This is a genomic window from Pseudomonas sp. Bout1, from assembly GCF_034314165.1.
Classification (GTDB): Bacteria; Pseudomonadota; Gammaproteobacteria; order Pseudomonadales; family Pseudomonadaceae; genus Aquipseudomonas.
Genome location: NZ_JAVIWK010000001.1, coordinates 2,184,879 through 2,209,197 on the forward strand (window position 1 = coordinate 2,184,879; position 24,319 = coordinate 2,209,197).

General features: G+C 61.4%; 23 protein-coding genes. 8 read left to right on the forward strand and 15 right to left on the reverse strand.

Going from position 1 to position 24,319, the window contains the following annotated elements:
* Positions 1-98: 98 nt before the first annotated feature.
* The 5 genes from RGV33_RS09980 to puuE all read right to left on the reverse strand — a co-directional run bounded on the left by RGV33_RS09980 (position 99) and on the right by puuE (position 4,596).
* On the reverse strand, positions 99-1,406 hold the full coding sequence (locus RGV33_RS09980; protein ID WP_322144122.1) for a urate hydroxylase PuuD: 1,308 nt from the start codon (positions 1,404-1,406) through the stop codon (positions 99-101).
* 50 nt (positions 1,407-1,456) lie between these two features.
* Positions 1,457-1,960 (reverse strand): ureidoglycolate lyase, encoded by a 504-nt coding sequence (locus RGV33_RS09985; RefSeq protein WP_017479983.1) that lies wholly within the window; start codon positions 1,958-1,960, stop codon positions 1,457-1,459.
* A 121-nt stretch (positions 1,961-2,081) separates the two neighbouring features.
* Positions 2,082-3,077: an allantoicase gene (alc, locus tag RGV33_RS09990; RefSeq protein WP_010176096.1), complete on the reverse strand. Its 996-nt coding sequence runs from the start codon at positions 3,075-3,077 to the stop codon at positions 2,082-2,084.
* 80 nt (positions 3,078-3,157) lie between these two features.
* Complete coding sequence (gene uraD, locus RGV33_RS09995; RefSeq protein WP_322144123.1) at positions 3,158-3,673, reverse strand: 2-oxo-4-hydroxy-4-carboxy-5-ureidoimidazoline decarboxylase; 516 nt, start codon at positions 3,671-3,673, stop codon at positions 3,158-3,160.
* The gene (puuE, locus tag RGV33_RS10000; protein ID WP_322144124.1) at positions 3,670-4,596 is read right to left on the reverse strand and encodes an allantoinase PuuE; all 927 of its coding nucleotides are present in this window, start codon (positions 4,594-4,596) and stop codon (positions 3,670-3,672) included. The genes uraD and puuE overlap by 4 nt, the downstream gene beginning before the upstream one ends.
* Positions 4,597-5,057: 461 nt before the next feature.
* On the opposite strand from puuE, the gene uraH reads away from it, so the two are divergent.
* Positions 5,058-5,411, forward strand: coding sequence for a hydroxyisourate hydrolase (gene uraH, locus RGV33_RS10010; protein ID WP_322144125.1), 354 nt, complete (start codon positions 5,058-5,060; stop codon positions 5,409-5,411).
* A 159-nt stretch (positions 5,412-5,570) separates the two neighbouring features.
* A complete protein-coding gene (locus tag RGV33_RS10015; protein ID WP_322144126.1) occupies positions 5,571-10,715 on the forward strand; it encodes a dermonecrotic toxin domain-containing protein in 5,145 nt (1,714 codons plus the stop codon).
* Between the two features lie 38 nt (positions 10,716-10,753).
* Here the strand turns inward: RGV33_RS10015 and RGV33_RS10020 are convergent, their stop codons facing one another.
* From RGV33_RS10020 to RGV33_RS10030, 3 genes are all read right to left on the reverse strand, one after another.
* Positions 10,754-11,380, reverse strand: a complete 627-nt coding sequence (locus tag RGV33_RS10020) for a LysE family translocator (RefSeq protein WP_322144127.1) — start codon at positions 11,378-11,380, stop codon at positions 10,754-10,756.
* Between the two features lie 63 nt (positions 11,381-11,443).
* Positions 11,444-12,790, reverse strand: coding sequence for an NCS2 family permease (locus tag RGV33_RS10025; protein WP_322144128.1), 1,347 nt, complete (start codon positions 12,788-12,790; stop codon positions 11,444-11,446).
* A gap of 190 nt (positions 12,791-12,980) precedes the next feature.
* Positions 12,981-13,415: a MarR family winged helix-turn-helix transcriptional regulator gene (locus tag RGV33_RS10030; protein WP_322144129.1), complete on the reverse strand. Its 435-nt coding sequence runs from the start codon at positions 13,413-13,415 to the stop codon at positions 12,981-12,983.
* 82 nt (positions 13,416-13,497) lie between these two features.
* Here RGV33_RS10030 and RGV33_RS10035 point away from each other — a divergent pair, with 82 nt between their 5' ends.
* Together RGV33_RS10035 and RGV33_RS10040 are read left to right on the forward strand one after the other, a co-directional pair.
* A complete protein-coding gene (locus RGV33_RS10035) occupies positions 13,498-14,664 on the forward strand; it encodes a PLP-dependent aminotransferase family protein (protein WP_322144130.1) in 1,167 nt (388 codons plus the stop codon).
* Between the two features lie 10 nt (positions 14,665-14,674).
* Positions 14,675-15,277: a glutathione S-transferase family protein gene (locus tag RGV33_RS10040; protein WP_322144131.1), complete on the forward strand. Its 603-nt coding sequence runs from the start codon at positions 14,675-14,677 to the stop codon at positions 15,275-15,277.
* A 74-nt stretch (positions 15,278-15,351) separates the two neighbouring features.
* On the opposite strand, the gene RGV33_RS10045 is transcribed toward RGV33_RS10040, so the two are convergent.
* Entirely contained in the window at positions 15,352-16,239 is an 888-nt protein-coding gene (locus RGV33_RS10045; protein WP_322144132.1) for a LysR family transcriptional regulator, read from the reverse strand.
* Between the two features lie 132 nt (positions 16,240-16,371).
* Here RGV33_RS10045 and RGV33_RS10050 point away from each other — a divergent pair, with 132 nt between their 5' ends.
* Genes RGV33_RS10050 through RGV33_RS10060 form a run of 3 tightly spaced genes read left to right on the forward strand, consistent with a single transcriptional unit; the run spans position 16,372 to position 19,308 of the window.
* Positions 16,372-17,664: a citrate:proton symporter gene (locus tag RGV33_RS10050; protein WP_322144133.1), complete on the forward strand. Its 1,293-nt coding sequence runs from the start codon at positions 16,372-16,374 to the stop codon at positions 17,662-17,664.
* A gap of 1 nt (position 17,665) precedes the next feature.
* Positions 17,666-18,997: an acyclic terpene utilization AtuA family protein gene (locus tag RGV33_RS10055; protein ID WP_322144134.1), complete on the forward strand. Its 1,332-nt coding sequence runs from the start codon at positions 17,666-17,668 to the stop codon at positions 18,995-18,997.
* Entirely contained in the window at positions 18,994-19,308 is a 315-nt protein-coding gene (locus RGV33_RS10060) for a hypothetical protein (RefSeq protein WP_322144135.1), read from the forward strand. The genes RGV33_RS10055 and RGV33_RS10060 overlap by 4 nt, the downstream gene beginning before the upstream one ends.
* A gap of 95 nt (positions 19,309-19,403) precedes the next feature.
* Here RGV33_RS10060 and RGV33_RS10065 read toward each other — a convergent pair whose 3' ends face one another.
* The 5 genes from RGV33_RS10065 to RGV33_RS10085 form a co-directional block, all read right to left on the reverse strand.
* Entirely contained in the window at positions 19,404-19,775 is a 372-nt protein-coding gene (locus RGV33_RS10065; protein ID WP_322144136.1) for a glutathione S-transferase N-terminal domain-containing protein, read from the reverse strand.
* Positions 19,776-19,877: 102 nt separating this feature from the next.
* Entirely contained in the window at positions 19,878-20,423 is a 546-nt protein-coding gene (folE, locus tag RGV33_RS10070; protein ID WP_011062625.1) for a GTP cyclohydrolase I FolE, read from the reverse strand.
* A gap of 79 nt (positions 20,424-20,502) precedes the next feature.
* A complete protein-coding gene (locus RGV33_RS10075; protein WP_010176067.1) occupies positions 20,503-21,060 on the reverse strand; it encodes a Smr/MutS family protein in 558 nt (185 codons plus the stop codon).
* Positions 21,061-21,135: 75 nt separating this feature from the next.
* Positions 21,136-21,456 (reverse strand): hypothetical protein, encoded by a 321-nt coding sequence (locus tag RGV33_RS10080; RefSeq protein ID WP_322144137.1) that lies wholly within the window; start codon positions 21,454-21,456, stop codon positions 21,136-21,138.
* A 130-nt stretch (positions 21,457-21,586) separates the two neighbouring features.
* Complete coding sequence (locus tag RGV33_RS10085) at positions 21,587-22,177, reverse strand: cysteine hydrolase family protein (protein WP_322144138.1); 591 nt, start codon at positions 22,175-22,177, stop codon at positions 21,587-21,589.
* A gap of 240 nt (positions 22,178-22,417) precedes the next feature.
* Between RGV33_RS10085 and prmB the strand changes: the two genes are divergently transcribed.
* Positions 22,418-23,326, forward strand: a complete 909-nt coding sequence (gene prmB / locus RGV33_RS10090; RefSeq protein ID WP_322144139.1) for a 50S ribosomal protein L3 N(5)-glutamine methyltransferase — start codon at positions 22,418-22,420, stop codon at positions 23,324-23,326.
* Positions 23,327-23,463: 137 nt separating this feature from the next.
* Here prmB and RGV33_RS10095 read toward each other — a convergent pair whose 3' ends face one another.
* Entirely contained in the window at positions 23,464-24,267 is an 804-nt protein-coding gene (locus RGV33_RS10095) for a hypothetical protein (RefSeq protein WP_322144140.1), read from the reverse strand.
* Between the last annotated feature and the right edge of the window lie 52 nt (positions 24,268-24,319).

Here is a 24,319-nt window from a genome sequence, read left to right on the forward strand (position 1 = left end):
CTCAACTGTAGGAGCTGGCTTGCCTGCGATAGCGGCGGTGAATTCAACATCGCTATCGCAGGCAAGCCAGCTCCCACATTGAGCCTTGTGTGAATCAGTTAATTGGTGCGCGCCCCCTGATTGATCCAGGTGCCAATCAAGTCCCGTTCCTGCTGCGTCATCTGGGTGATATTGCCCAGCGGCATGATCTGGCTGGCCACGGCCTGCGCCTGAATGCGCGGGGCCATTTGCTGGATCTGCTGCGGCGTATCAAACATCACCCCGGCCGGCGCGGCGCTGAACAGCGGGCTGGTCGGCTTGGCCGAATGGCACACCGCACAGCGCTCCTGAATCACTCCGTGAACCTTGTCAAAATCCACCGAGGCCTGAGCCGGTGCTGCCTCGGCTGGAGCCGGTGCAGGTGCCGCTGGCGCTGGCGCAGCCGGCTTGAGCCCGCCACCCAACGCCGTTTCTGGCAGCGGCTGGTACTCGATGGCCGCCGGAGCCTTGGCTACATCCGGTGCAGTCGCCACCGGTTTCGGGCCGGTCACGTAAGCCAGGCAAATCATCGCCAGCGCGCCAACAGGCAAGGTCCAGGCATATTTCTGGCTGTTGTGGCGGGTGTTGAAGTAGTGGCGTACCAACACGGCTGCCACCGCGATACCGGCCAGGATCAGCCAGTTGTATTGGCTGCCGTAGGTGCTCGGGAAGTGGTTGCTGATCATGATGAACAGCACCGGCAAGGTGAAATAGTTGTTGTGACGCGAACGCAGCAAACCCTTGGCCGGCAATGCCGGGTCGGGCGTGCGGTTTTCCGCGATAGCCGCCACCAGCGCGCGCTGGGCGGGCATGATGATGCGGAACACGTTACCCACCATGATGGTGCCAATCACGGCGCCCACATGCAGGTAGGCACCACGGCCACTGAACACTTTGCTGAAACCGTATGCCGCGCCAATCAACAGCACGAACAGGATAAAGCCGAGCAGGGCAGGGCGTTTGCCCAGGGCCGAGTCGCAGAGAAAGGAATAGATGAACCAGCCGGCCAGCAGCGAACCGAGGCCCAGCAATACACCTTCCGGACCGCTGAGGCTGCTGCCCGGGGCCAGCAGGTACAAGGTCGGGTTGGCGTAGAACACCACGCACAGCAGCGCGACGCCCGACATCCAGGTGAAATAGGCTTCCCATTTGAACCAGTGCAGGTTGTCCGGCATGGTCGGCGGGGCCAGTTTGTATTTTTCCAGGTGGTAGATACCGCCACCGTGGATCGCCCACAAGTCACCGGCGAGGCCGTCCTTGGGGTTGACGCGGTTGAGGTTGTTTTCCAGCCAGACGAAGTAGAACGAAGCGCCGATCCAGGCGACGCCGGTAATCATGTGAACCCAGCGTACGCTAAGGTTCAGCCATTCCATCAAATGTGCTTCCACAGTCTTTACCTCTCGCCTGCCACTCTGTTGTCGAGTGATCAGACCTTCTCTTATTGGTGGGGGGCGAGGATCAACCGCTCATCCTCTTTAAAAAAATGCTCATCGCAGTTATTGCCTGTGCCACTGCGATCAACCACCAGGAAGTCATCCCGCTTTTCGATCGTCAGCACCGGGTGGTGCCAAACGCCGCGATGGTAATTAATGCCCTGCCTGCCGTTGGTAACGAAGGCGCGGACCAAGCCCGATACAGGTTCATCGCCAAGTGGCGCGACCACGATCAGAAAGGGGTTGCCGAGCAGCGGGATGAAAGCCTGACTGCCCAGCGGGTGTCGTTCCAGCATGCACACGGTCAGCGGCATGTCCTGCGCGTCGGCGCGGAAGATGCTGATGATCGCGTTATCTTCTGGCGTGGCGGTTTGCACCGTCGCCAGTTTATGAAAGCGCATGGTCGAGCCGTTGTTGATCATGAAGTGATCGCTGCCATCGGTTTCGATAACGTCTCCGAAAGGGGCGAAGGCTTCTTTGGTCAGGGGTTCGATCATCAGTGTGCGCATGGCTGTCTTCTTAATCTTTTGAATGATGTGATTTCTGTGTAGGAGTCCGGCTTGCCGGCGATGGCGTCCGTGAGACCGACATCGCCGGCAAGCCGGGCTCCTACAGATTTCGGTTCAGCGCTTACTTGGCAACCTTGCCCAAAACCCGCAGGCGGCTCACACCACCATCCGGGAACACATTCAGGCGAATGTGGGTAATCGGGCCCAGCGCCTTGATCTGCTCGGCAAACGTGTGTTCAGCGTGCATTTCCAGCTTCTGCGCCGGCAGCAGTTCGCGCCAGAACAGCGATTGGGTTTCGATCTGGCTGTCGGTGCCGCCCTTCACGAAAGCGCCCTGGATCGAGCACGTGTCGGGGTAGTTGCCCTTGAAGTGCAGGGTGTCGACCACGATTTTCTCGATCTCGCCCGGGTGGCCCAGTGCGACGATCACCCAGTCATTGCCCGGCGTACGACGACGTGCGGTTTCCCAGCCATCGCCCATGTTGATGCCACGGCCCGGGTTGAGGATGTTGCTCATGCGCCCGAAGTGTTCATCGGAGCAGGCCAGTGCACGGCCACCGTTCAGCGCTGCAGCCAGGTCAACCTGTTCGTTGTCGCCCACCGCCGACCAGTCGCGGAACGGAATGCCGTACACACGCAGGCGGGCCACGCCACCGTCCGGGTAGATGTTAAAGCGCAGGTGGCTGAACGCCTGGTCGTTGTTGATCTCGTGGAAGTGATGGCTGTTGCCTTGCAGCTCCACCGCCGACAGCACTTCAACCCACTGTGTGTTGTCATCCGGCTCGCCGCTTGCGAGGAAGCAGGCTTCCAGGGACGCCGATGGCGGGAAGTTGCCGGTGAAGAATGAAGTGTCGATGTCCACGCCTTTGATCGAACCCGGCACGCCCAGGCGGATCACCGCGCTGTCATAGCCTTCGAAGCGCTTGCGGCGTGACTCCCAGCCGTCCATCCACTTGCCGTTGTCATCGAAAACGCCCTCCTTCCACACGGCCGGGGTCGGCTGGAACAGGCGGTTGGCGTCAGCGAACCAGTCATCGGTCACCGAGATGATCTTGGTGCCCAGACGCGCGTCGGCCAGGTTGACGAACTTCTCGAAAGGTACGGCGTAAGCTTTCATTCTTCTTGTCTGCCTTAAAGTAAGTGGCTTGGGATGCTCGCCAGGCCCTGGGCGTTCATGAACCGCTCGGGCCAGGTCTGCTAAAGGGTCAGTAATCGGAACAACGCGATTTTATTGATCTCGGCCAACGCGCATTTGAACTCGGCTTCCACCGAGTTGTGAATACGCGTTTCAAACGCGGCCAGGATCTGGTGCCGGTTGCTGCCTTTTACCGCCATGATGAAGGGAAACTTGAACTTGGCCTTGTAGGCGTCGTTCAGCTCGGTGAAGCGCGAAAACTCGTCGCTCGAGCATTGGTGAATACCGGCGCCAGCCTGTTCATGGGTACTGGCTTCGGTAAGTTGGCCCTGGACGGCTGCTTTGCCCGCCAGGTCCGGGTGAGCGTTGATCAGGGCCAACTGGCTTGCGTGATCAGCGCTCAACAGGATGTCGCTCATGCGCTGGTGCAGGGTTTCGATCTGGTCGATCGAGGCGTCCTGGCCCAGGTCGAAGGCCTTTTCGGCCACCCATGGCGAATGTTCGTAGATATCGGCGAAGGCGTTGATGAATTCATCGCGGCTCAGGGTCGACGGTTTCAAGGTCTGGAAGGCAGTCATTTGGCGGCTCCCTGGAAAGGGTGTACGTCATGCCAGTGACGGGCGATGTCCACGCGGCGGGTGAACCACACCTGTTCGTGGCCTTTTGCGTATTCGATAAACCGCTTGAGGGCGGCCAGGCGCGCCGGGCGGCCGATCAGGCGGCAGTGCAAGCCGATGGAGAGCATCTTCGGCGCCTCGGCACCTTCGGCATACAGCACGTCGAACGCGTCTTTGAGGTATTCGAAAAAGTCGTCGCCCTTGTTGAAACCCTGGACCTGGGTGAAGCGCATGTCGTTGGTGTCCAGGGTGTAGGGGATCACCAGGTGCGGCTTGCCGGTCGGGTTGTTGGGTTCCCAGTAGGGCAGGTCGTCGTCGTAGGTGTCGCAGTCGTAGAGGAAGCCACCTTCCTCCATCACCAGCCGCCGGGTGTTGGGGCCGGTGCGGCCGGTGTACCAGCCCAGCGGGCGTTCGCCGGTGAGTTCGGTGAGGATGCGGATCGCTTCGAGCATGTGCTCGCGCTCCTGGGCCTCGTCCATGTATTGGTAGTCGATCCAGCGGTAGCCGTGGCTGCAGATCTCATGCCCGGCGGCGACCATTGCGCGGATCACGTCCGGATGGCGCTGGGCGGCCATGGCCACGGCGAAGATGGTCAGTGGAATATCGAATTCCTTGAACAGCTTGAGGATGCGCCACACGCCGGCACGGCTGCCGTATTCATACAGCGACTCCATACTCATGTTGCGCTCGCCTTGCAGCGGTTGCGCCGAGACCATTTCCGAAAGGAAGGCTTCCGACTCTTTGTCGCCGTGCAGGATGTTGCGCTCGCCACCTTCTTCGTAGTTGAGTACGAACGACAGGGCAATGCGTGCCTTGCCCGGCCAGTGTGGGTGAGGAGGGTTACTGCCGTAACCGATCAGGTCGCGTGGGTAGTCAGCGCTCACTGCAGTCTTCCTTCTTGTTCGTGGTAGCGGTGTGTGTGGCGGCCAGGCAGTGAAAAGACTGGGGTGGCGTCACAGCGATGACTGATTGTATACAACTTAGTACGCACTTTGTAAGCCTGTATTTCTGCATTTTTTCCGCAGGCCCTTCGTAGAATAGCACTGCAAGAAACCTGCCTGACTGGTCAGCTAAATTTAGAAAAACCTCATTCACTGTAGGAGCGAGCTTGCTCGCGAAAAACCTGAGAACGCCTCGGTAACCCTGAAGCGCTGCGTTATCGTTGACGATCTTCGCGAGCAAGCTCTCTCCTGCAGAATCAATGTCAGCAACGGAATGCGGGTTTGTTGAATTTATTGTGTACAATTTTTTTGAAAAGTGTCTTAATCAGCCATCGCCGGCTTTTTCAGTGACCTGAAAAGGTGCGGTCTTTCACTTTACTGACTTCGGGAGGCGCGCAGACGCTATGGGACGTTTGACCACACACGTATTGGACGCCGCACATGGCTGCCCCGGCAGCGCGATCAAGGTTGAGTTGTACCGTGTCGAGGGCGCACAGCTTGAGCTGGTCGCCAGCACCCTGACCAACAACGACGGCCGCTGCGATGCACCCCTGCTGCAAGGCGATGACTACCGCAGCGGTGTCTATCAGTTGCAGTTCAGCGCCGGCGATTACTACCGCGCCCGCGGTGTGCAACTGCCTGAACCGGCGTTTCTCGATGTGGTAGTGCTGCGCTTTGGCATCAGCGCCGAGCAGGATCACTACCACGTACCTTTGCTGATTTCGCCTTACAGCTATTCCACCTATCGCGGTAGCTGAGTCGTCACCACGCTTCACACCCCCAAAGCTCTTCGTTGGTTTTTCGCCCGCTCACACTGCGGGCTTTTTTTCGCCTGCTATTCGGGTTTTATCTATATAACGCCCGCCGGATGAACGTGCTGCCTACCCTCGCAGTTTTTATCCGGAGCCGTTGGCAACATGACCACAGAACCCGACCCACCCGAGCAGGCGGACGCAGGTCTGGCGCTGTCTGCCTGGGGCACCAGCGGCGACAGCCAGGAGCGCATCCGCCGCAACCTGACGCGCCGGCTTAATGCTGCCTCGTCGCCCAGTCGCTTTATCAACGACCTGCACGCTGCCAATGTGCGCTGCACCGAGTTGGCTCGGCAGTTGCGCCGCATGATGCAACACGCGCCGCGAATCCAGCGCCTGGTCCGTGGTGCCCTGCATGAGCATTTCAGCCTGGACCCCGACACCCTGCTGTTCACCGTCGCAGCGTTGCCCGGTCAGGCCGGCCGGGTGGACAGCCTCACAGAGCGCGCCATGGCCCTGCTACATGTGCGAGTGTTTCCCCTCAACATCAACCAATTCACCCGCATGAGCGTACAGGGCGAGCCTGCCGGTAACCTGCGGTTGACCCCACGGGAAATCCTGAACCGGGTCAACGCGCTGGACCTTCCCGCGCGCATCAGCGTGGCAAGGTCGGAGTATTGGCAGGGCCTGTCCCCTGGCAGCGCGTTGTCGCGCACCGAACACTGGGCGCACCTGCAGCGCAGTTTTTTCGTCGATAAGGCCTTGTTGGCCCATGCCCTGTGCCAGTTGTCGGACCACGGCCTGGCCATGGTCATGGGGCTGGTCGATGCTCCTTCACCGCAGGCGCGGCGGCTTGCGGGCGGCGCCTGGGAGCGTTTGCATGCCAGCGATCTGCGCTGGGGCGCAGTGCCGCTGGGTGGCGCGCTGCACCTGTGCCGTCGGGACGCGGGGTGGGACCTTCGGCAAGTGGTGTACCTGCCGGGCTCGGCCCAGGGGTTTTATGAGTTTGCCAGTTGGGTGGCCATGCAGCGCGACCTGCCGGCGGTGATCCACAGCGTTGGGCGCGCGAGCCTGCCGCTGAACCGCGAGCACGAATGGGCGCCCCAGCCTTTCAGTGTGAGCCGCGGGGCTGAAGTGCTCGTCAATGCCCTGCGGCACAGCGCATTGGCCCAGGTGCAGGTCCAGGGGGACAACGAATGGGCCTGCCTGGATTCGCGAGGCATGAGCCGGGCTCCCGGGCTGAATTTACAGCAGCGCCTGCATCAGGTAGAGCGCGCACGCCGCCCGGCCAGCGGTACGCCTCTGCTGACCCAGGCAATCGAGCAATTGCTGGTGTGGGACCACCGCCGCCGTGCCAGGGAGGTGACCTGTGCCTTGCTTCATCCCCGCATGGCCGCGCGCGCCCGCGAGTCCCTGGTACAACGGCATGAACAGGGCGTGTTGGCGCTGCTGGATGCCAGGGACTTGCTCAGGGATTGCCCGCCGTATGAAGCCTGCATCGCCTTGCAAACCCGGTGGCAGCAGCAAGCATCGGCGGTGCATACCCTGCTGCAAGACCAGGAGGCCCAGCTTGCCCAGCGTGACTTCTGGCTGCAGACGCCCGCGGGCAGCACGCGCAGCCGGGCGGCGCAATTGTTGGGCGGGCAACGCAACGCGATGCTCCACGAGGCTAACTTGCAGCGACAGTTGGGGCTGATCAGCGAGGCCAACCTGATGGCGCTGGAAGAGGCGCTGAACAAGGGGGATGCGCCGCGTAGCTGCCGTGTGTTGAGCCTGTCTTTTGGGGTGTCGGGGCAGCCGCTTTGCACGTTGCACGGGGTGTTTGCCGTTACCACGCCACGCGGCCTGAGCCAGCCGGCGCTGCCAGAGCCGGTGCTGTTCCAGGTGCCGGGCAAGGAGGGCGGCTTGCAGGCATGGGCGTCTCTGGACGAGCTCTCTGCCAGCGTCGATGCCAGCCTCAAAAGCCCCGATGGCTCGGCATTGTGGCGTTGCGTCAGCCGTGAACAGCGGCAATCGGCTCAGACGCTGGTGCTAGGGCTGGGCATTGATGCACCGTTGCTGGTGTACTTTCAGGTGATTGAGGGCAACCTCTTGTCCGATCGTTTTCAGGCATACATCCGGCGTGCCCAGCAGGAGCAGCGCTGGGTGGACGCCGGCGGGCGGCCGTTCAGCGAAGTCAGCGACACCGGGTTGGCGCGTGCCTTGTTGTCCCAGGAACTGGCGCACCAGTTGCAAGTGCCGGACAGTGCTGCCCGCGCCTTGGCATTCGCCAACATCGGCGTGCTGAAGCTGGCGGCGGCCCACGCGAAAACCCTGCCGGCGTGGCTGGCTGGCGCTGACCCGGCGTTGCGCAAGCGTTATCAGCGCCAATGGCTTCAGCAACTCGACAGCAGCGCGGTGCTTGAGCAACAGCTGGCGTTGGCGCTGCCTAGCCTGGAAGCCTTTGCGCGCACCACCTTGATCGACCGGCTGCGCAAGGACGGCCTTCAACCGCTGCTGGATATCGACCACCCTTTCCTCGACATGCCCGACGATGTCAGCACCCATTGGGAGTCTCATCCTCACAGGCCGGCCGCAGATTCCGGGGTGCGGGTGGTGGTGAGCCCGCAACGCAACACCTACAGCCTGTTGCAACTGGCATTGCACAACCTGGACGCGGAGGCGCCCTGGACCGAACTGCGCCTGCACTACAGCCGCTACCTGAGTGAACACTGGGCCAGGCACTTGCCGGCCAAGGCGTTGATCGCGTTGATTTCCAGCCTGGATGTGGCAGGGCAATACGAGCAATTGGTCAACCGGGCTTTTTACCCCTTGAAAGACCAGACGCCTGCCTTGCCTCCTGCGCTGGTCGAACGGCCCTTTTACCAACAGGCACGCCTGGCCTTGTTCAGTGCCACTCAACAGGGCCTGAGTGCGGCGGCCCAGAGCCTGTTCGCCACCGCGCTGGCCGCCCGCGCGCCGCAGGACTTGCATCGGGACGGGCATGCGCTGCAACTGTGTTGCGTGCACCTGGCGGCCCTGACCCTGAAACAGCCTCGGCATGTGACAGGCATGCTGCTGCTCCACGACCCGTTCTCAAGCATGACGCTGCTCTACTGGCCCCGGATCGAGGGCCATGCACCGTTGACCGAACATGCCAGCCTCGCGGCGGCGATGCAGGTGTTGATGGAAAGGGCAGCACTTGCACAAAACCGCGCGCAGTTGGCGCTACAGATTGCGCCGGGGTGGGAGGAGGATGCGCTGGCAACCTATCCGGTGGCTGTCCGTCGCCGGCCCTGGACGTTTGACTGGCATGCGGTAACGCGACCCCTCTGGACGGGTTTTCCCTGGTCGCTGTATGCCGGCGCCGTGCGGTTGTACACCGGGATCAAACGCTGGTTCTCGGTGCGTCGTGAGCAACCCGCCACGACCCTGGCGCAGACGGAGCAAGAGGTCAGTGAGCAGATCGAACAGGCTCCTGGGCGATGGCTGGGCGTTACTCCCACCACTGGCAGTGACCTGTTGCACATCCTCGCCCATGGTCAACTGCTGCGCCTGCAGCGGGAGGTGCACGCCATGGCCAACTCACGCCGGGCGCTGGTCGACTACCGTAAATTGCGCTTGGGTGAGCAATCGTCGGCGCGGGTGCGGGGCTTCTTGTCGTTTATCCCGGGCGTGAGTATCGGGGTCAATCTGTATGAGCTGCTGCTCGCCGCCCGGCGTGCCCACCACAGTGGCGACCCGGCGGAGGTAGTGGCAGCCGTTTTTGCTGCATTCATCTTGATTGTCGATGTGGCCATGACGTTTGTACCGCAAGGCAAAGCCGGCCCCCGCCTGGGGACGCAGTTGAGCAAGGTTCGGTACCGCCAGAGGTTGCTGGACGGTGGTGTTGGCAACCTGCGCCAGGCGTCCCAGGCCAACACCCTCAAAGGGTTGGATGCTTTCAAGAAACCCCAGGCGGTTGAGGGGGCCGTGCCGTTGCAGGGGCCGTTCAACAAGGGCACCCATGCCAAGGGCGGTGAGCAGTTTATCCTTGAGGGTGATTCAGCGTACGCGGTGTACCGTCGCAAGGGTGAGCAGACCCTTCGACTGAAAAATGCCGGCAAGGAAGGCCAGGACGAACTGCTGCTGTATATCGAGCAACGTGGTGAACGACTGCTGGGCGCCGACGGTCCCGAACCGCAGCCAGGGCCCAGCTCCGGGGTTCATCGGCCGTGGGAAGCGGTGCGGGCTGGCACCGAATGGGTGGCGCCCGTTGTGTCCCACACCGAGCGCCTGGCCCGGCAACCGGTGTTGGCTTCAAGCCATTGGCAGGCTTGGGGGCTTGGGTTGCACGGGCCTGGCATTACGCAAACGTCCCCGTCCCGGCGGTTGTACCGTGTTCAAGGGGCGCAGCCTTACGACGCGGTCAGGTTGGGGGATAAATATTATGAATTGCTGCCCAACGGCTCGACGGCCCCGGAGGGCATCATATTTTTAAAACAGCCCGAGTTGCCTCCCATAGCGGTCAGGGATGAGTTAATACGCTGGATGCTGCCTGGCCAGCGCGAGCAGCCGATCCCGGCGACCTTTGGCGCCGATCAGCTATGGACTCCACGTGCGCCGCTGTTCACCCGGGCCATTGCGCACTACGTCGGCGACGCCTTTGCCGGGCTGACGCCCACCAGTCGCGATTTCGTCACCCTACGCCTGCTGGAAATAACCGATACCGGCCGTTCGATGACCGCTACTCGCATGCTCAACATTCGCGCCACCCTGGATGAGTGGCTGCCGCCTCTCCCCGATGCGCCTGGCCAGACAGACGACTTGTTCCGCATGCTCAGGCCGCTTAAGCGACGGCAAAAACTGCGCGTCAATATTGGCCTGGAGCGCAAAGTTTCGGGGCTTGAACGCGTGGATTTCGTGCCGTTGACGCCGATCGCTTCCGAGGTACTCATCAACCCTGCCGAGGGCTCCGGTCACGCTCGGCCAATCGCTGCCCAGCGTGCGGTGTTGCAGGTGCTGGAGCGACAGGGCTTTGTGATTAAAAAACTATCCAAAAGCGGCACCGTAGGCCTGTACAACTTATCGTGCACGCATCCGAAGTCCAGCAATCTATATTACGTATTGATGCGCTGGAGCGACTCATCGACCGTTCGCCTGAACTCAGGGCGTATGGTGCAATTGTCCGACGCCTGGTTGCGCTCGAACGCCCGGCGGCAAGCGCACACCTACGCCCCGATTATCCGGGCGCTGGATGAGGGGCGACTGGTGCGGATAATTGCAGGCGTGCAACAGGTTGGGCCAGGTAATCCGGCCACGGTGTTCTTTGTCAGAATGGAGCGTTTCTAGGCGTGCCCGACAGTGTCGATACTGTCGGGCAATGCCGGTCAGCGACTCAGCAATGAAGCCGCGCCCGCACCACTGAACAGCCCGGCGCTGACCCGGTTGAACCAGCTCTGGCCCTTGCCGCTGCGCAGGTAGCGCGCGGCGCCATGGGCACCAAGGCCATAGGCCAGCTTGCACAGCAGGTCGAGCACGGTCCAGGTGGCGATCATGATCAACAACTGCGGCAAAAAGGCCTGCTGGGCACTGAGAAACTGCGGCAGGAAGGCGGCGAAAAACAGGATGTCTTTCGGGTTGCTCGCGCCCAGTACAAAGGCCCGCCCGAACAACGCTCGAAACCGCGGGGTGGCGGCCACTTGCGGTACGTCGGCGCCGTGGGACGGTTGCCGAGACTGTTGCCAGCTCTGCCAGGCAAGGTAAAACAGGTACAGCGCGCCGACGATCTTCAGCGCGCTGAACAGCTGTTCCGAGGCCAGCAACAACGCCCCCAAGCCCAGCGCCGAGGCGCTCAACAGGCAGATCGAAGCGATCACCCCACCCAGAAAGGCCGGGTACGACCGGCGCAGGCCGTAGTTCAAACTGTTGCTGATCATCAGCAAAGACAGGGGGCCGGGGATCAGGATCACCACCAGCGCAGCGCCGCTGAACAGCAGCCAGGTTTCCAGACTCATTGCATTCCTCCATTCGTACAAAAGCCCCACCCGACGGGGTGAGGCGGGGTGAAGCGGGTTGGCCTACAGGAACGCGAACTTGGCGATGAAAATCGCGCAGAGCACCCACAGGCTGATGGAAATTTCCTTGTGTTTACCAGTGCCGGCCTTCAGTGCCACGTAGGTGATAAACCCCAGGGCGATGCCGTCGGCGACCGAAAAAGTCAGGGGCATCATGATTGCGGTGACGATCGCCGGAATGCTGTCGGTGGCGTCGTCCCAGTTGATATGGGCCATGCCGCTCATCATCAGCATGGCCACGTAGATCAACGCGCCTGCGGTGGCGTAAGCCGGAATCATGCCAGCCAGCGGGGCAAAAAACATCGCTGCGACAAACAGCACGCCCACGGTGACGGCGGTCAGCCCGGTACGCCCGCCGGCCGCAACCCCGGCGGCACTTTCCACGTAGCTGGTCACTGGCGGTACGCCGACCATCGCACCAAACACGCTGGAAGCACTGTCGGCTTTCAGGGCGCGGGAGAGGTTTTCGATCTTGCCGTCGGCATTTACCAGGCCGGCACGCTGGGCCACGCCCATCAAGGTGCCGGCGGTGTCGAACATGTGCACAAACAGGAAGGCGAATACCACGCTGATCATGCTGACGTTGAACACGCCCATCACGTCCATCGCCATCCAGGTCGGCGCCAGGCTTGGCGGGGTGGCCATGATGCCGTGGTATTCCACCAGGCCCAGGCCCCAGCCGGCGAGCGTCACGGCGATGATGCTGATCAGGATCGCGCCGAATACCCGGTGGTAGCTGAGGATCGCAATCAACAAAAAGCAGATGGCCGCCAGCAGCGGCGCGGGCTCATGCAGGGAGCCGAGCTTGATCAGGGTGGCCGGGCTTTGCACGATGATGCCGGCGGTTTTCAGGCCGATCACCCCGAGAAACAACCCCACACCCGCGCCCATGGCGTGGCGCAGGCTCACCGGAATGCTGTTGAGCAGCCACTCACGGATACGCGAGAGCGTCAGGATCATGAACAACACCCCGGAGATAAACACCGCACCCAGCGCGGTCTCCCAGTGGTAGCCCATGGTGCCGACCACGGTGTAGGTGAAGAATGCGTTCAGGCCCATGCCCGGCGCCAGGCCGACTGGCCAGTTGGCGTAGAGGCCCATCAACAGGCAGCCCAGCGCTGCAGCAATACAGGTGGCGACAAACGCGGCACCGTGGTCAATCCCGGCGTCGGCCATGATGTTGGGGTTGACGAAGATGATGTAGGCCATGGTGATAAAGGTCGTGAGGCCAGCGATCAGCTCGGTCTTCACTGTGGTGCCATGCAAGCGCAGTTTAAATAGGCGTTCCAGCCAACCGTTGTGGGTTGGCGAGAGGTCGAGCGTAGGGGCTTCGGATTTGCGGCTTTCCACAGCAAGTACTCCTCAAGAGTTTTATTGTTATTTCCAGCGCCGGACACATGAGTGGGCAGCAGCGCTTTGAGGTACCAGCGGGTTTTGTTGACCATTAGGTCAGGAACTCGCACGAAGCGAATTATGCTTTTGTATACAAATAAAGCAAATAATGTTTTCTATTTTGTGTGCGAAAAGGATGAAAGGCAACTCAGGATTGGCCACCGAGTGCCTTGTTCACTGCCAGCCAACCCTCTACCGCTGTCTCGCCCGCCTCGGCAAATGCCCGTTGCAGCAGTTTTACCTGCTCGCGCCGCAGGGATAGTTCAAAGCGCTGGCCTTCCTCGGTCAATTCCAGCAAACGCTTACGCTTGTCGGTCTCGGAGGCCACGCTGTCCACCAGGTGCATTTCCTGCAATTGGCGCAATGGCATGTTCAGCGCCTGCTTGCTCACGCCGAGCAGTTCCAGCAGTTCCTTGACGCTCAAGGCCGGGTAGCGCGCGATAAAAAACACGATACGTTGATGCACCCGGCTCAAGCCCCGACGCTCAAGCATTTCATCGGCCTTGGCGGTGAACGCCTGGTAGCCGAAGAAGAAGGCTTCCATGGCGATTTGCTGGCTGGTCTGGTTTTTAAGGTCAAGCATATTGACGTATCTGCCCAAGTCGTCGTAATTTCGGTCAACCAGTTTGACGTATTTTCCTCAGGTTTTGCTACCGGTGACCCTTATGGCCTTCTCAGAACGTGTTTCGCGCCTTAAAAGCTCCTTGATCCGTGAAATTCTCGCCGCGGCGCAAAAACCGCAGGTGATGTCTTTTGCCGGTGGCCTTCCGGCCGAAGTCATGTTGCCCAAGCTGGATTGGACGGGCATGCCGCTGAACATTGGCCAGTACGGCATGAGCGAAGGCGAGCCGCAGTTACGTGAGTTACTGGCGGCCGAGGCGCGGGTGCTGGGCATCCCATGCCAGGCCAGTCAGGTGATGGTGGTCAGCGGTTCCCAGCAAACCCTGGACCTGGCCGCCAAGCTGTACATCGACAAGGGCACCAAAGTGTTGCTGGAGGGCCCGACCTACTTGGCGGCATTGCAGATATTCCAGCTGTTCGGTGCCGATTGCCTGACTGTGCAGCTTGAAGCCGACGGTCCGGACCTGAAGGCGCTGCGCAACAGCCTTGAGCAGCATCGTCCGTCGTTCGTCTACCTGATCCCGACGTTCCAGAATCCCTCCGCGGTGCGCTACAGCGAAGCCAAGCGCGAGGCGGTGGCCGCGCTGCTGGACGAGTTCGGCGTGACCTTGATCGAAGATGAACCCTACCGCGAACTGACCTTCGACGGCGCCAGCGCGCAACCCATCGTCAGCCGCCTGAAAAAGGCCAGCTGGATCTACACCGGCACCGTGTCCAAAACCTTGTTGCCGGGCCTTCGGGTCGGTTATCTGATCGCCAGCCCCGACCTGTTCCCGCACCTGCTCAAGCTCAAGCAGTCGACCGACCTGCACACCAACCGCGTTGGCCAGTGGCAGGCAATGCAGTGGCTCGGTACCGAGAAATACCAGCATCACCTGGTCGAACTGCGCAGTTTCTACCGAGGCCGACGCGACGCATTCCAGGCAGCACTGGAGCGGCATTTCAGCGACCTGGCCGACTGGCAAACACCCCAGGGCGGATTATTCTTCTGGCTGACCTTGAAACAGCCGTTCGACACCCGCACCTTGTTGGCACCTGCGCTCGACCAGGACATCGCGTTCATGCCCGGTGAACCGTTCTTTTCCGAGCCGGACAACCATCACGGTCACTTGCGGCTCAATTTCAGCCATATCGACCCGGCGCGCCTGGACGAAGGTCTCAAGCGTCTCGCTGCGGTGGTCCGTCAAGCACAGCACGCGCAAGCGGCATAAGGGGAGCCCCATGTACAAGGTCTACGGCGATTACAAATCGGGCAACTGCTACAAGGTCAAACTCATGCTCAACCTGTTGGGCATCGAATACCAGTGGATCGACGTCGATATCCTTAAGGGCGACACCCAGACCGCCGAGTTCCTGGCCAAGAACCCCAACGGCAAAATCCCGGTGCTGGAGCTCGAAGACGGCACCTGCTTGTGGGAGTCCAATGCGATCCTCAACTTCCTGGCCGACGGCAGCGAATTCCTGCCGACCGAACCGCGCCTGCGCACCCAGGTGCTGCAGTGGCAGTTTTTCGAGCAGTACAGCCATGAGCCGTATATTGCGGTGGCACGGTTTATCCAGTTTTACCTGGGGCTGCCGCAAGACCGTATGGAGGAGTACAAGAAGCTGCACAAGGGTGGTTACAAGGCGCTGAAGGTGATGGAACGTCAGTTGCAGTTGACGCCGTACCTGGTGGGCGACCAGTTCTCGATTGCCGATGTGGCGCTGTATGCCTACACCCATGTGGCGGATGAAGGTGGTTTTGACCTGGGTGCCTATCCGGGCGTGCAGGCCTGGCTGAAACGCGTGGCCAGCCATCCAAGGCATGTCGCAATGCTCGGCTGATCACCGAAACCCTGTAGGAGCAAGGTTTGCGGCGATAGCGCCCTCAAGGACGCCATCGCCGGCAAGCCGGGCTCCTACAAGGGGCGCAGTTCTTCATTGAGCAACTCAAAACAGCGCTGCGCCGCCGGGCTCAACGGCTGCCCACTGCGACTGATCAGCCCGATCTCCCGGTTTACACCCGGATGATCAATCGGGATCCGCTTCAACCCCTCCAGGCTGTCCGCCGCCGATTCCGGCAACACACTGATCCCCAACCCCTGCCGCACCAACGCCAACACCGTCGACATATAGTTGGCCTCCATCCCCGCGACCATCGTCAGGCGGGTTTCATCGAACAACGCGTCCACCTGTTCGCGCACGCTGCTGTCGCGCCCGGTGAGGATGATCGGCTGGTCGGCCAGTTGCTTCAGGGTCAACGTGGCATGGCGGGTCAGCGGATGGCCCAGCGGCACGAACGCACACAAGCGGTCATTCAACACCGGCACAAACGCCAACCCGTGGCTCAACCGTGCCCGTACACCAATGCCAAAATCCACTTCGCCGGAACGCACCTGCGCTTGAATGCGATGGGCTACCAGGTCATGCAAGCGCACCTCGATCCCGGCAAAACGTTCGCGAAACAGGCGCAGGGCGGGCGGCAAGGCGCCCGCACACACGGAGGGCAGGGCGGCGATGGTCACCACGCCTCGGCGCAAGGCCGCCAGGTCGCGGGAGCCGCTGACGATGTTGTCCAGGTCCAGCAGCAGCTTCTCCATCGGCCCGCGGGCGTCCAGCCCGGCGGCGGTAATGCTGACGTGGCGCGGGCTGCGGTCGAGCAGGGCAACCCCCAGCCACTCTTCCAGTTGCTGCACCTGCACGGTCAGCGCCGAGGGCGACAAGTGCAACTCGTTCGCGGCCTTGGTGAAACTGCCGGTGCGGGCAACCGCGAGAAACGCCTGGATATGCTGGATCGAATTTTTCATTTTTATTCTGCTCGAGCGTTTTGTTTTTACGAATATGAGAGGCTGAATATTCCAATTTACAAAGCCTAACGCGATTCCAATACTCCAGGGAAAACAATAACCGGCCGAAAACGCCGTTCTGGAGCTACCCCCATGCTCGCTACCCTGGGTGTCATCACCATCCTGTGCCTGCTCACTGCTGTCATGAGCAAACGCCTGTCGCCACTGGTGGCCTTGATCGCCTTGCCGATCATCGCCGCGCTGCTCGGTGGGTTCGGCCTGCAAACCAGCGCCTTCATCATCACCGGCATCAAGAACGTCGCCCCCGTTGTGGGCATGTTCGTGTTCGCGATCCTGTTCTTCGGGATCATGACCGATGCCGGCATGCTGGATCCAATCATTGATCGCATCCTGCGCACGGTAGGGACGCGTCCTACGCGGATTGTCGTCGGTACCGCGACCTTGGCGTTGCTGGTGCATTTGGACGGTTCCGGCGCGGTGACTTTTTTGGTGACCATACCGGCGATGCTGCCGCTGTATACGCGGCTGGGCATCGACAAACGCATCCTGGCCTGCGTGGCGGCGATGGCGGCCGGGGTCAACTTCCTGCCGTGGACCGGCCCGGTGCTGCGCTCCTCGGCGGCGCTGCATGTGCCGGTGGCCGACCTGTTCCAGCCGCTGATCCCGGTGCAGATCGTCGGCCTGGTCTTCGTATTCGCGTGTGCCTGGTGGTTGGGCCGGCGCGAAGAAAAACGCCTGGGCCTGGGCGCCGGTTCCAGCGTGGACGCGGTGCCGCAACGGGTGCTCAGTGAGGATGACATTGCCTTGCGCCGCCCGCGGTTGTTCTGGGTCAACCTGGTTTTGACGGTGCTGGTGATGGTGGTGATGATTGCCGGCTGGGTCGACCCGGTAGTGATGTTCATGCTCGGCACCGTGGTGGCGCTGTGCATCAACTACCCGAACGTCGACGCCCAGCGTGCGCGAATCGATGCCCATGCGAAAACCGCCCTGACCATGGCCAGCATCCTGCTCGCTGCGGGCGTGTTCACCGGCATCATGCAAGGCACCGGCATGCTCAAGGCCATCGCCGAAGTGGCGGTGGCGCAGATTCCGGCGGGCCACGGCAAGTTGATCCCGGCGGTGGTGGGCTTCCTCTCGATGCCGTTGAGCATGCTGTTTGACCCCGACTCCTACTATTTCGGCGTGATGCCGGTGATCGCCGAAGTCGGCAAGGCCTTGGGCGTCGACCCGCTGCAAGTGGCTCAGGCCTCGTTGCTGGGCGTGCACACCACCGGCTTTCCGGTCAGCCCGTTGACGCCGGCGACCTTCCTGTTGGTGGGCCTGTGCAAGATCGAATTGGCCGATCACCAGCGCTTCACCATCCCCTTTCTGTTCGCCGCGTCAGTGTTGATGACCCTGACGGCTTTGCTCCTGGGAGTGATTTGACATGAAAACCTTGCGTATCGGTTCCGGTGCCGGCTACTCCGGCGACCGTATTGAACCTGCGGTGGAATTGGCCGAACACGGCGACCTGGATTACCTGGTCTTCGAATGCCTGGCAGAGCGCACCATCGCCCTGGCGCAACAGGCACGCATCAGCGACCCACAAGGCGGTTACGACCCGCTGTTGAGTGAGCGCATGCGCCGCGTGCTGCCCTTTGTCGGCCAGCCTGAGGGGCGCCGGCGCTTGCGGGTGATCACCAATATGGGCGCGGCCAATCCGGTGGCGGCGGCGCTTGAAGTGCGGCGGGTCGCCAGTGAGCTGGGGCTTAACCTCAAGGTGCTGGCGGTGGTGGGCGATGACGTGCTGGAGACGTTGCGGGCCCAGCCAGAGCTGTTGCTCGACAACGGCCACACCCTCGGCTCATTGGGCGACCGGCTGATTTCCGCGAATGCCTACCTGGGCGCCGAGGGCATTATCGATGCCTTGCGCGCTGACGCCGACGTGGTAATCACCGGCCGGGTGGCAGACCCGTCGTTGTTCCTGGCGCCGCAGATGTTTGAATTTGGCTGGGCCTTTGATGACTGGCAGCGCCTGGGGCGCGGTACGCTGGTGGGGCACTTGCTGGAGTGTGCGGGACAGGTCAGCGGCGGTTACTTTGCCGATCCTGGCTTCAAGGACGTGGACGACCTGGCGCGCCTGGGGTTTCCGCTGGCCGAGATTGATGCCAACGGTGAAGCCTTGATCACCAAGGTCGCCGGTTCCGGTGGGCGGGTCAGTCGGGCGACCTGCACCGAACAATTGATCTACGAAGTGCACGACCCGGCGGCGTACCTCACGCCGGACGTGTGCGCGGACTTCTCCCAAGTAGCGTTTACCGAAGAGGCCGTGGACCGGGTGCGAGCCCATGGCGCAAGCGGACGTCCACGGCCCGAACAGCTGAAGGTCAGTGTCGGGTATCTGGATGGTTGGATCGGCGAGGGGCAGATTTCCTACGGCGGCCCAGGCGCGGTCGCCCGTGCACAACTGGCGCGCGACGTGGTGCTCAAGCGCCTGGAGTTGACCGGTGTACGCCTGCAGGACGTACGCGCCGAATTGATCGGCATGGACTCACTGCACGGCCAGCGCAGCACTGTTGAGCCCTGGGAAGTACGCCTGCGCATTGCCGCCCGCTGCGAAGAGCGCAGCGAGGCGGTACGCGTCGGCAATGAAGTAGAAACCCTTTACACCAACGGCCCGTCGGGCGGTGGCGGCGCCAGCAAAAGTCTGCGCCAGGTGGTGGCGGTGGCGTCGTTATTGCTGCCCCGTAGCGCGGTCAAACCGAGGATCGAGTCATGAAGCTCCATACCCTGGCCCACTCCCGAACGGGAGACAAGGGCGACACCTCGAACATCTCGATCATTGCGTATCGGGCCGAGGATTATCCGCTGCTCTGCGAACAACTCACGGCTGAGGTAGTAGCGGCGTTTTTTGCGCCGTTGCTGGAGGCGGGCGCGGCAGAGGTGCGGCGTTATGAGCTGCCCAATGTGCAGGCCCTTAACTTCGTGTTGCCGGGGATCTTGCGGGGCGGGGTGACGCGGTCGCTGGCACTGGACGCCCATGGCAAGTGCCTGGGCTCTGCATTACTGGATTTGCACATCAACCTGTAGGAGCCGGCTTGCCGGCGATAGCGGCCTGAAGATGTGTGCAGAACCCGCCGGCCTCATCGCTGGCAAGCCAGCTCCTACAAAGGGCAGGGCGGGTTTCAGACCGCTGCAAACCGCTTGTCGAGGTAATCGATGATCACCTTGGAGTCGTACATCCAGGTGGTCTGGCCATTCTCTTCAATGCGCAGGCACGGCACCTTGATCTTGCCGCCTTGCTCCAGCAGGGTCTGGCGGTCCTGCTCGTTGTTCTTCGCATCCTTCAAGGCCACCGGCACGTTCAGGCGGCGCAGGGTGCGGCGGGTCTTCACGCAGAACGGGCAGGCGTGGAACTGATACAGGGTAAGATCCCTGGCTGATTGATCGACCTGGGCCTGGGCGCTCGCCGGGCGTTGTTGCTTGCGCGGGCGGGTGATGAAGTCGCCGAAGATGATGATCTGGCCGAGGCCTACTCGAAGCGCTTTAACGAACACGGTATAAACCTCTTGCCCTGGACTTAAGGGGCCGCAGCTTACCTGATTTTTCACCGGCGAAAAAAAACCGGCGATGAACGCCGGTTTTTCCGATGTAGCGCATTACTTGATCAGACTGAGAAACTCGCTGCGGGTCGCCGCGTTTTCGCGGAACTCACCCAGCATCACCGACGTAATCATCGACGAATTCTGCTTCTCTACGCCGCGCATCATCATGCACATGTGCTTGGCCTCGATCACCACCGCAACGCCCAGGGCGCCGGTGACCTGCTGGACCGCGTCGGCGATCTGGCGGCTGAGGTTTTCCTGGATCTGCAGGCGACGGGCATACATATCGACGATACGTGCAACCTTCGACAGGCCCAGCACTTTGCCGCTCGGGATATAGGCGACGTGAGCCTTGCCGATAAACGGCAGCAGGTGGTGTTCGCACAGCGAGTACAACTCGATGTCCTTGACCAGCACCATTTCGCTGTTGTCAGAGCTGAACAAGGCACCGTTGGTGACTTCTTCGAGGGTCTGTGCATAACCGCGGCAAAGGTACTGCATGGCCTTGGCGGCACGTTTTGGCGTGTCGAGCAGGCCCTCGCGGGAAACGTCCTCGCCGAGTTGGCCGAGAATCGCGGTGTAATTCTGTTCCAGGGACATGAAACTACCTAGTGGGATTTTCGCAAAGGGCAAGGGTACGGTGGCCGACACCGCGCTGCAAGCCTGACGATGGCACTTGTCACTCGTCGCGGCCTTCCATCATGGTGCGCTTGAGCATCACATACACCGCGCCAGCGCCGCCGTGGCGTGGCTGGCACGAGGTAAACCCCAGCACCTGGGAATGCTGGCGCAACCAGGTGTTGACGTGGCTTTTGATCATCGGCCGCTTGCCGTCCAGGCGCACGGCCTTGCCATGGGTGACGCGCACGCAGCGGATTTCAAATTTGGTGGCTTCGGCGAGGAACGCCCAGAGGGTTTCGCGGGCTTTTTCGACGGTCATGCCGTGCAGGTCAAGGCTGCCCTCGAACGGGATCTGGCCGACCTTGAGCTTGCGCATCTGGCTTTCCTGCACGCCGTCGCGGGCCCACATCAATTCGTCTTCGGGGCCTACATCGATAACGAATTGATCCGACAGGCCGTCCACCGTGGTGGCATCCGTACGCACGGTTGCCGCCTGGCGCAGCTTGGCGATCTGGGCGCGGTCGGTCTTGGGTTTGCCGGTTTCGGCGCGATCGTGCTTGATCGGCTTGACGCCGCGCAGCTCGTTCTTGAACAGGGAAAAATCGTCGTCTTGCATGTCAGCCTCCGCGAAGGGCGGGCAGTTTACCTAATCGCGGCGGCTTGATGCGCAACAAACGCTATCTGTACGCCATCAGTCGTGCTTTTTCATCAGGTGCGAGGCGATGTTCAGTGACAGCGGTTGGCGCATGCGCCGACGGCAACGGCGCCACAGCCATACGCCAAACCACAGCACCAGCAGGCCGATGACCAAGAGTATTGCAGAACCGCCAGGGCTGGCATTCAGCTCGCCCAGGGCCGGTGAGTGCCCAACCAAACCAGCGCCGCCAGCAATTGCCAGTAGTACGCCACATATTGCCAACAGCGCGGCAAAGCCGGCGCCGATGCGCAGACGCCAGTTGCTCGGGCCCTTGGGGCGCAAGCGACGAGCATCAAAACCATCGGATATCTTCATTCCGACCTTTCCTCCAGGGTATCGGCCCTTCGACCGGAAGATACACAGGTTGTTCCGGGTACAGAGGCAATTGCAGCAAATGACAGGTTTTTGCGGATGAGCGGGCGGCTACCCGCTCATCGAAGGTCGATCAGATCAGATCTTTGGTCAAGGCGAGGGTGGCGAAGTTGTCAGCCATGATGGCCATTTCGGTCTGCTGCACGTGGTCGGCGCTGAGGATGCCGCCTTTGTAAGGCAGGTCGCGGGTAGCGCAGGCGTCTTCCACCAGGGTGCAACGAAAACCGAGGTTCTTCGCCGCGCGAACGGTGGTGCTGACGCTGGAGTGGCTCATGAAGCCGCAGACGATCAGGTCCAGGGAACCGAGATCCTGCAGGTGCTTCTCAAGGCCCGTACCGTGGAACGCGCTGGGCAGCAGCTTGCCGATGATGGTCTCGTCGGCGTGGGGCTCAAGGCCTGGAATGAATTCACCGCGTTCGCCCTGCGGGTCAAACAACCCGCCGACCGTGCCCAAGTGGCGCACATGCACGATCGGGCGCCCGGCGTTGCGCGCGGCAGCGGCCAGTTGCTTGATGTTTTCGACAGCAGTGTCCATGCCCGAGAGGGCGAGGGGGCCACTGAGGTATTCCTTCTGGGCGTCGATGATCACGAGGGTCGCATGGTTCAGGTTCGCCGCTGCGTAACCACGACCGCTGAGTTGAAACATCGTCTTTGGAACGGACATTCTGGGGCTCCTGTGAGTGGGGCTTTTGTGACATTGTCCTCTGGCTGGGCGCTTCTGTGAATCGCTACCATCGTAAGGTACGCCGTTGTTGGCGTGTAGCGATGTCAATAGGGCACTACGTTTGGTTAAAAAGCGCGTTTAAGATGAAATCCGACGTGCGGCAAAGGGTTTTTTCGTACATCGTCGGTACAGCTTAAGGCTGTTAGAATCGCCGGTCGTTTTTTCCAGGAGCTTGCCCCCGTGATCACTTCTCGCCTGCGCACCTTGCGCGACCATATCCGTTGGGCCGTCAGCCGTTTCCATGGGGAAGACCTGTTTTTCGGCCACGGTACCGACAACGCCTGGGACGAAGCCCGGCAATTGGTGCTCGGCGCCCTGCACCTGCCATGGGAAATTGCCGACAGCTACCTGGATTGCAACCTCGAAGAAGAGGAAATCTCCCACGTGCAACGGTTGCTGCACCGCCGTATCCATGAGCGCGTGCCTACCGCGTACCTGTTGAAGGAAGCCTGGTTCTGCGGCATGTCGTTTATCGTCGATGAGCGCGTGCTGATCCCACGCTCACCGATTGGCGAACTGATCGAAAACCGCTTCGAACCGTGGTTGGGTACACCGCCGGCGCGCATCCTGGACCTGTGCACCGGCTCCGGTTGCATCGGTATTGCGTGCGCCTACGAGTTCCAGGACGCCGAAGTGGTACTCGGTGACCTGTCGTTTGAAGCGCTGGAGGTGGCCAACCAGAACATCGAGCGCCATGGCGTCGATGAGCGAGTGTACACCGTCCAGGGCGATGGATTTGATGGTTTGCCGGGCCAGCGTTTTGACCTGATCGTGTCCAACCCGCCGTATGTCGATGCCGAAGACTTTGCCGACATGCCGGATGAATACCAGCACGAGCCGGAGCTGGGCCTGGCCTGCGGGGATGACGGTTTGAACCTGGTTCGGCGGATGCTCGCCGAGGCGGCGGATCATTTGACCGACAAGGGCTTGTTGATTGTCGAGGTGGGCAACAGCCAGGTTCACGTCGAGGCGTTGTACCCGGAAGTGGACTTTGCCTGGCTGGACTTCCAGCGCGGTGGGCACGGCGTGTTCATGCTCACGGCCGAGCAGTGCCGGGCGCATCAGGCGGTGTTTGCCGCCAGGGTCTGATCTAACGGCAGGAATGCGGTCAGTGTGGGAGCTGGCTTGCCTGCGATAGCGCAGTGTCATTGCCGGGGATGCTGGCTGGTACACTGCTATCGCAGGCAAGCCAGCTCCCACATTTGTATCCGGTTTCTGCAGAAGGATTACCGGTGCGTCGCAATCCAGATCAACAACCCCGCCTGAAACACCGTAAATGCCACCAGGCAGGTAATCGTGAAGCGCAACCCGCTGTCTTCGCGCTTGAACTTGGTGACCTTTTCTTCTTCCTTGCGCAGCTTCACTTCGTGCTCTGCAAGATTCTGTTCGGCCTGTTGCAGCATCTGCGCCGCCTCCAGGATCTCCACGAACTGCAGCTTCTCGGTGTTCCAGCTGTCCAGTACATCGCTGACTTTGCCCGGTTGCACGTTGCCCTTCAAATGCTGGACATCGGCATAGGCCACATCAAACCCCTGGATACGCAGGAAGTGATCCCGACGCAGGCGCGTGGCTTCGTTGAGCGCGTCCTTGTTGGCCAGGTCTACGCCGTCGACGCGATAGTGCGACCACTTCTTTTTCGCCCAGGCAGCGCCCTGGGCCACCAGGAAACGGCCGATGCCGCGGTTCGCCGGTTCGATCTCCAGGCTGTTGCCCGGGCCAAAATGCACCCGGTGGGTGGCGTGGTCGACCCAGATATCCAGGTGGTTCTGTTCCCGGCGCACCCGCTGGCCTGGCAATTGAATGACCATGCGCAGCAGGCTGTGGTTCTTGTCGTTGCGTTCGGCCCAGCCAAATTGCACAAAGCGCAGCGGCCGCACGCCCGTGGCACGGTCGGTGGCCAAAGGCGCCAGGCGCAGCATCTTGAAATGTTCGGCCTGTACCTCCGCCCACGGCAATGCGGCCGAGGCAGCGGCCTCGGTGTCAGTCGTGGTTTCGGCGGTAGATTCGGGTGTTGCTTCGGTGTTCGTCATTCGGCGCGATCCTGTCCAAGCTCTGCGGGCCGACAGGCTTTTTGCTGTCGAC

Coding starts and splice junctions, on each gene's coding strand:
- uraD (WP_322144123.1), bottom strand. CDS start 3,673: ATGACTGCCTTCCAGACCTTGAAACCGTCGACCCTGAGCCGCGATGAA.
- RGV33_RS10015 (WP_322144126.1), top strand. CDS start 5,571: ATGACCACAGAACCCGACCCACCCGAGCAGGCGGACGCAGGTCTGGCG.
- uraH (WP_322144125.1), top strand. CDS start 5,058: ATGGGACGTTTGACCACACACGTATTGGACGCCGCACATGGCTGCCCC.
- alc (WP_010176096.1), bottom strand. CDS start 3,077: ATGAAAGCTTACGCCGTACCTTTCGAGAAGTTCGTCAACCTGGCCGAC.
- RGV33_RS10050 (WP_322144133.1), top strand. CDS start 16,372: ATGCTCGCTACCCTGGGTGTCATCACCATCCTGTGCCTGCTCACTGCT.
- RGV33_RS09985 (WP_017479983.1), bottom strand. CDS start 1,960: ATGCGCACACTGATGATCGAACCCCTGACCAAAGAAGCCTTCGCCCCT.
- RGV33_RS10080 (WP_322144137.1), bottom strand. CDS start 21,456: ATGAAGATATCCGATGGTTTTGATGCTCGTCGCTTGCGCCCCAAGGGC.
- RGV33_RS10095 (WP_322144140.1), bottom strand. CDS start 24,267: ATGACGAACACCGAAGCAACACCCGAATCTACCGCCGAAACCACGACT.
- RGV33_RS10060 (WP_322144135.1), top strand. CDS start 18,994: ATGAAGCTCCATACCCTGGCCCACTCCCGAACGGGAGACAAGGGCGAC.
- folE (WP_011062625.1), bottom strand. CDS start 20,423: ATGTCCCTGGAACAGAATTACACCGCGATTCTCGGCCAACTCGGCGAG.
- RGV33_RS10030 (WP_322144129.1), bottom strand. CDS start 13,415: ATGCTTGACCTTAAAAACCAGACCAGCCAGCAAATCGCCATGGAAGCC.
- RGV33_RS10040 (WP_322144131.1), top strand. CDS start 14,675: ATGTACAAGGTCTACGGCGATTACAAATCGGGCAACTGCTACAAGGTC.
- RGV33_RS10075 (WP_010176067.1), bottom strand. CDS start 21,060: ATGCAAGACGACGATTTTTCCCTGTTCAAGAACGAGCTGCGCGGCGTC.
- RGV33_RS10055 (WP_322144134.1), top strand. CDS start 17,666: ATGAAAACCTTGCGTATCGGTTCCGGTGCCGGCTACTCCGGCGACCGT.
- RGV33_RS10020 (WP_322144127.1), bottom strand. CDS start 11,380: ATGAGTCTGGAAACCTGGCTGCTGTTCAGCGGCGCTGCGCTGGTGGTG.
- RGV33_RS10035 (WP_322144130.1), top strand. CDS start 13,498: ATGGCCTTCTCAGAACGTGTTTCGCGCCTTAAAAGCTCCTTGATCCGT.
- RGV33_RS10045 (WP_322144132.1), bottom strand. CDS start 16,239: ATGAAAAATTCGATCCAGCATATCCAGGCGTTTCTCGCGGTTGCCCGC.
- RGV33_RS10085 (WP_322144138.1), bottom strand. CDS start 22,177: ATGTCCGTTCCAAAGACGATGTTTCAACTCAGCGGTCGTGGTTACGCA.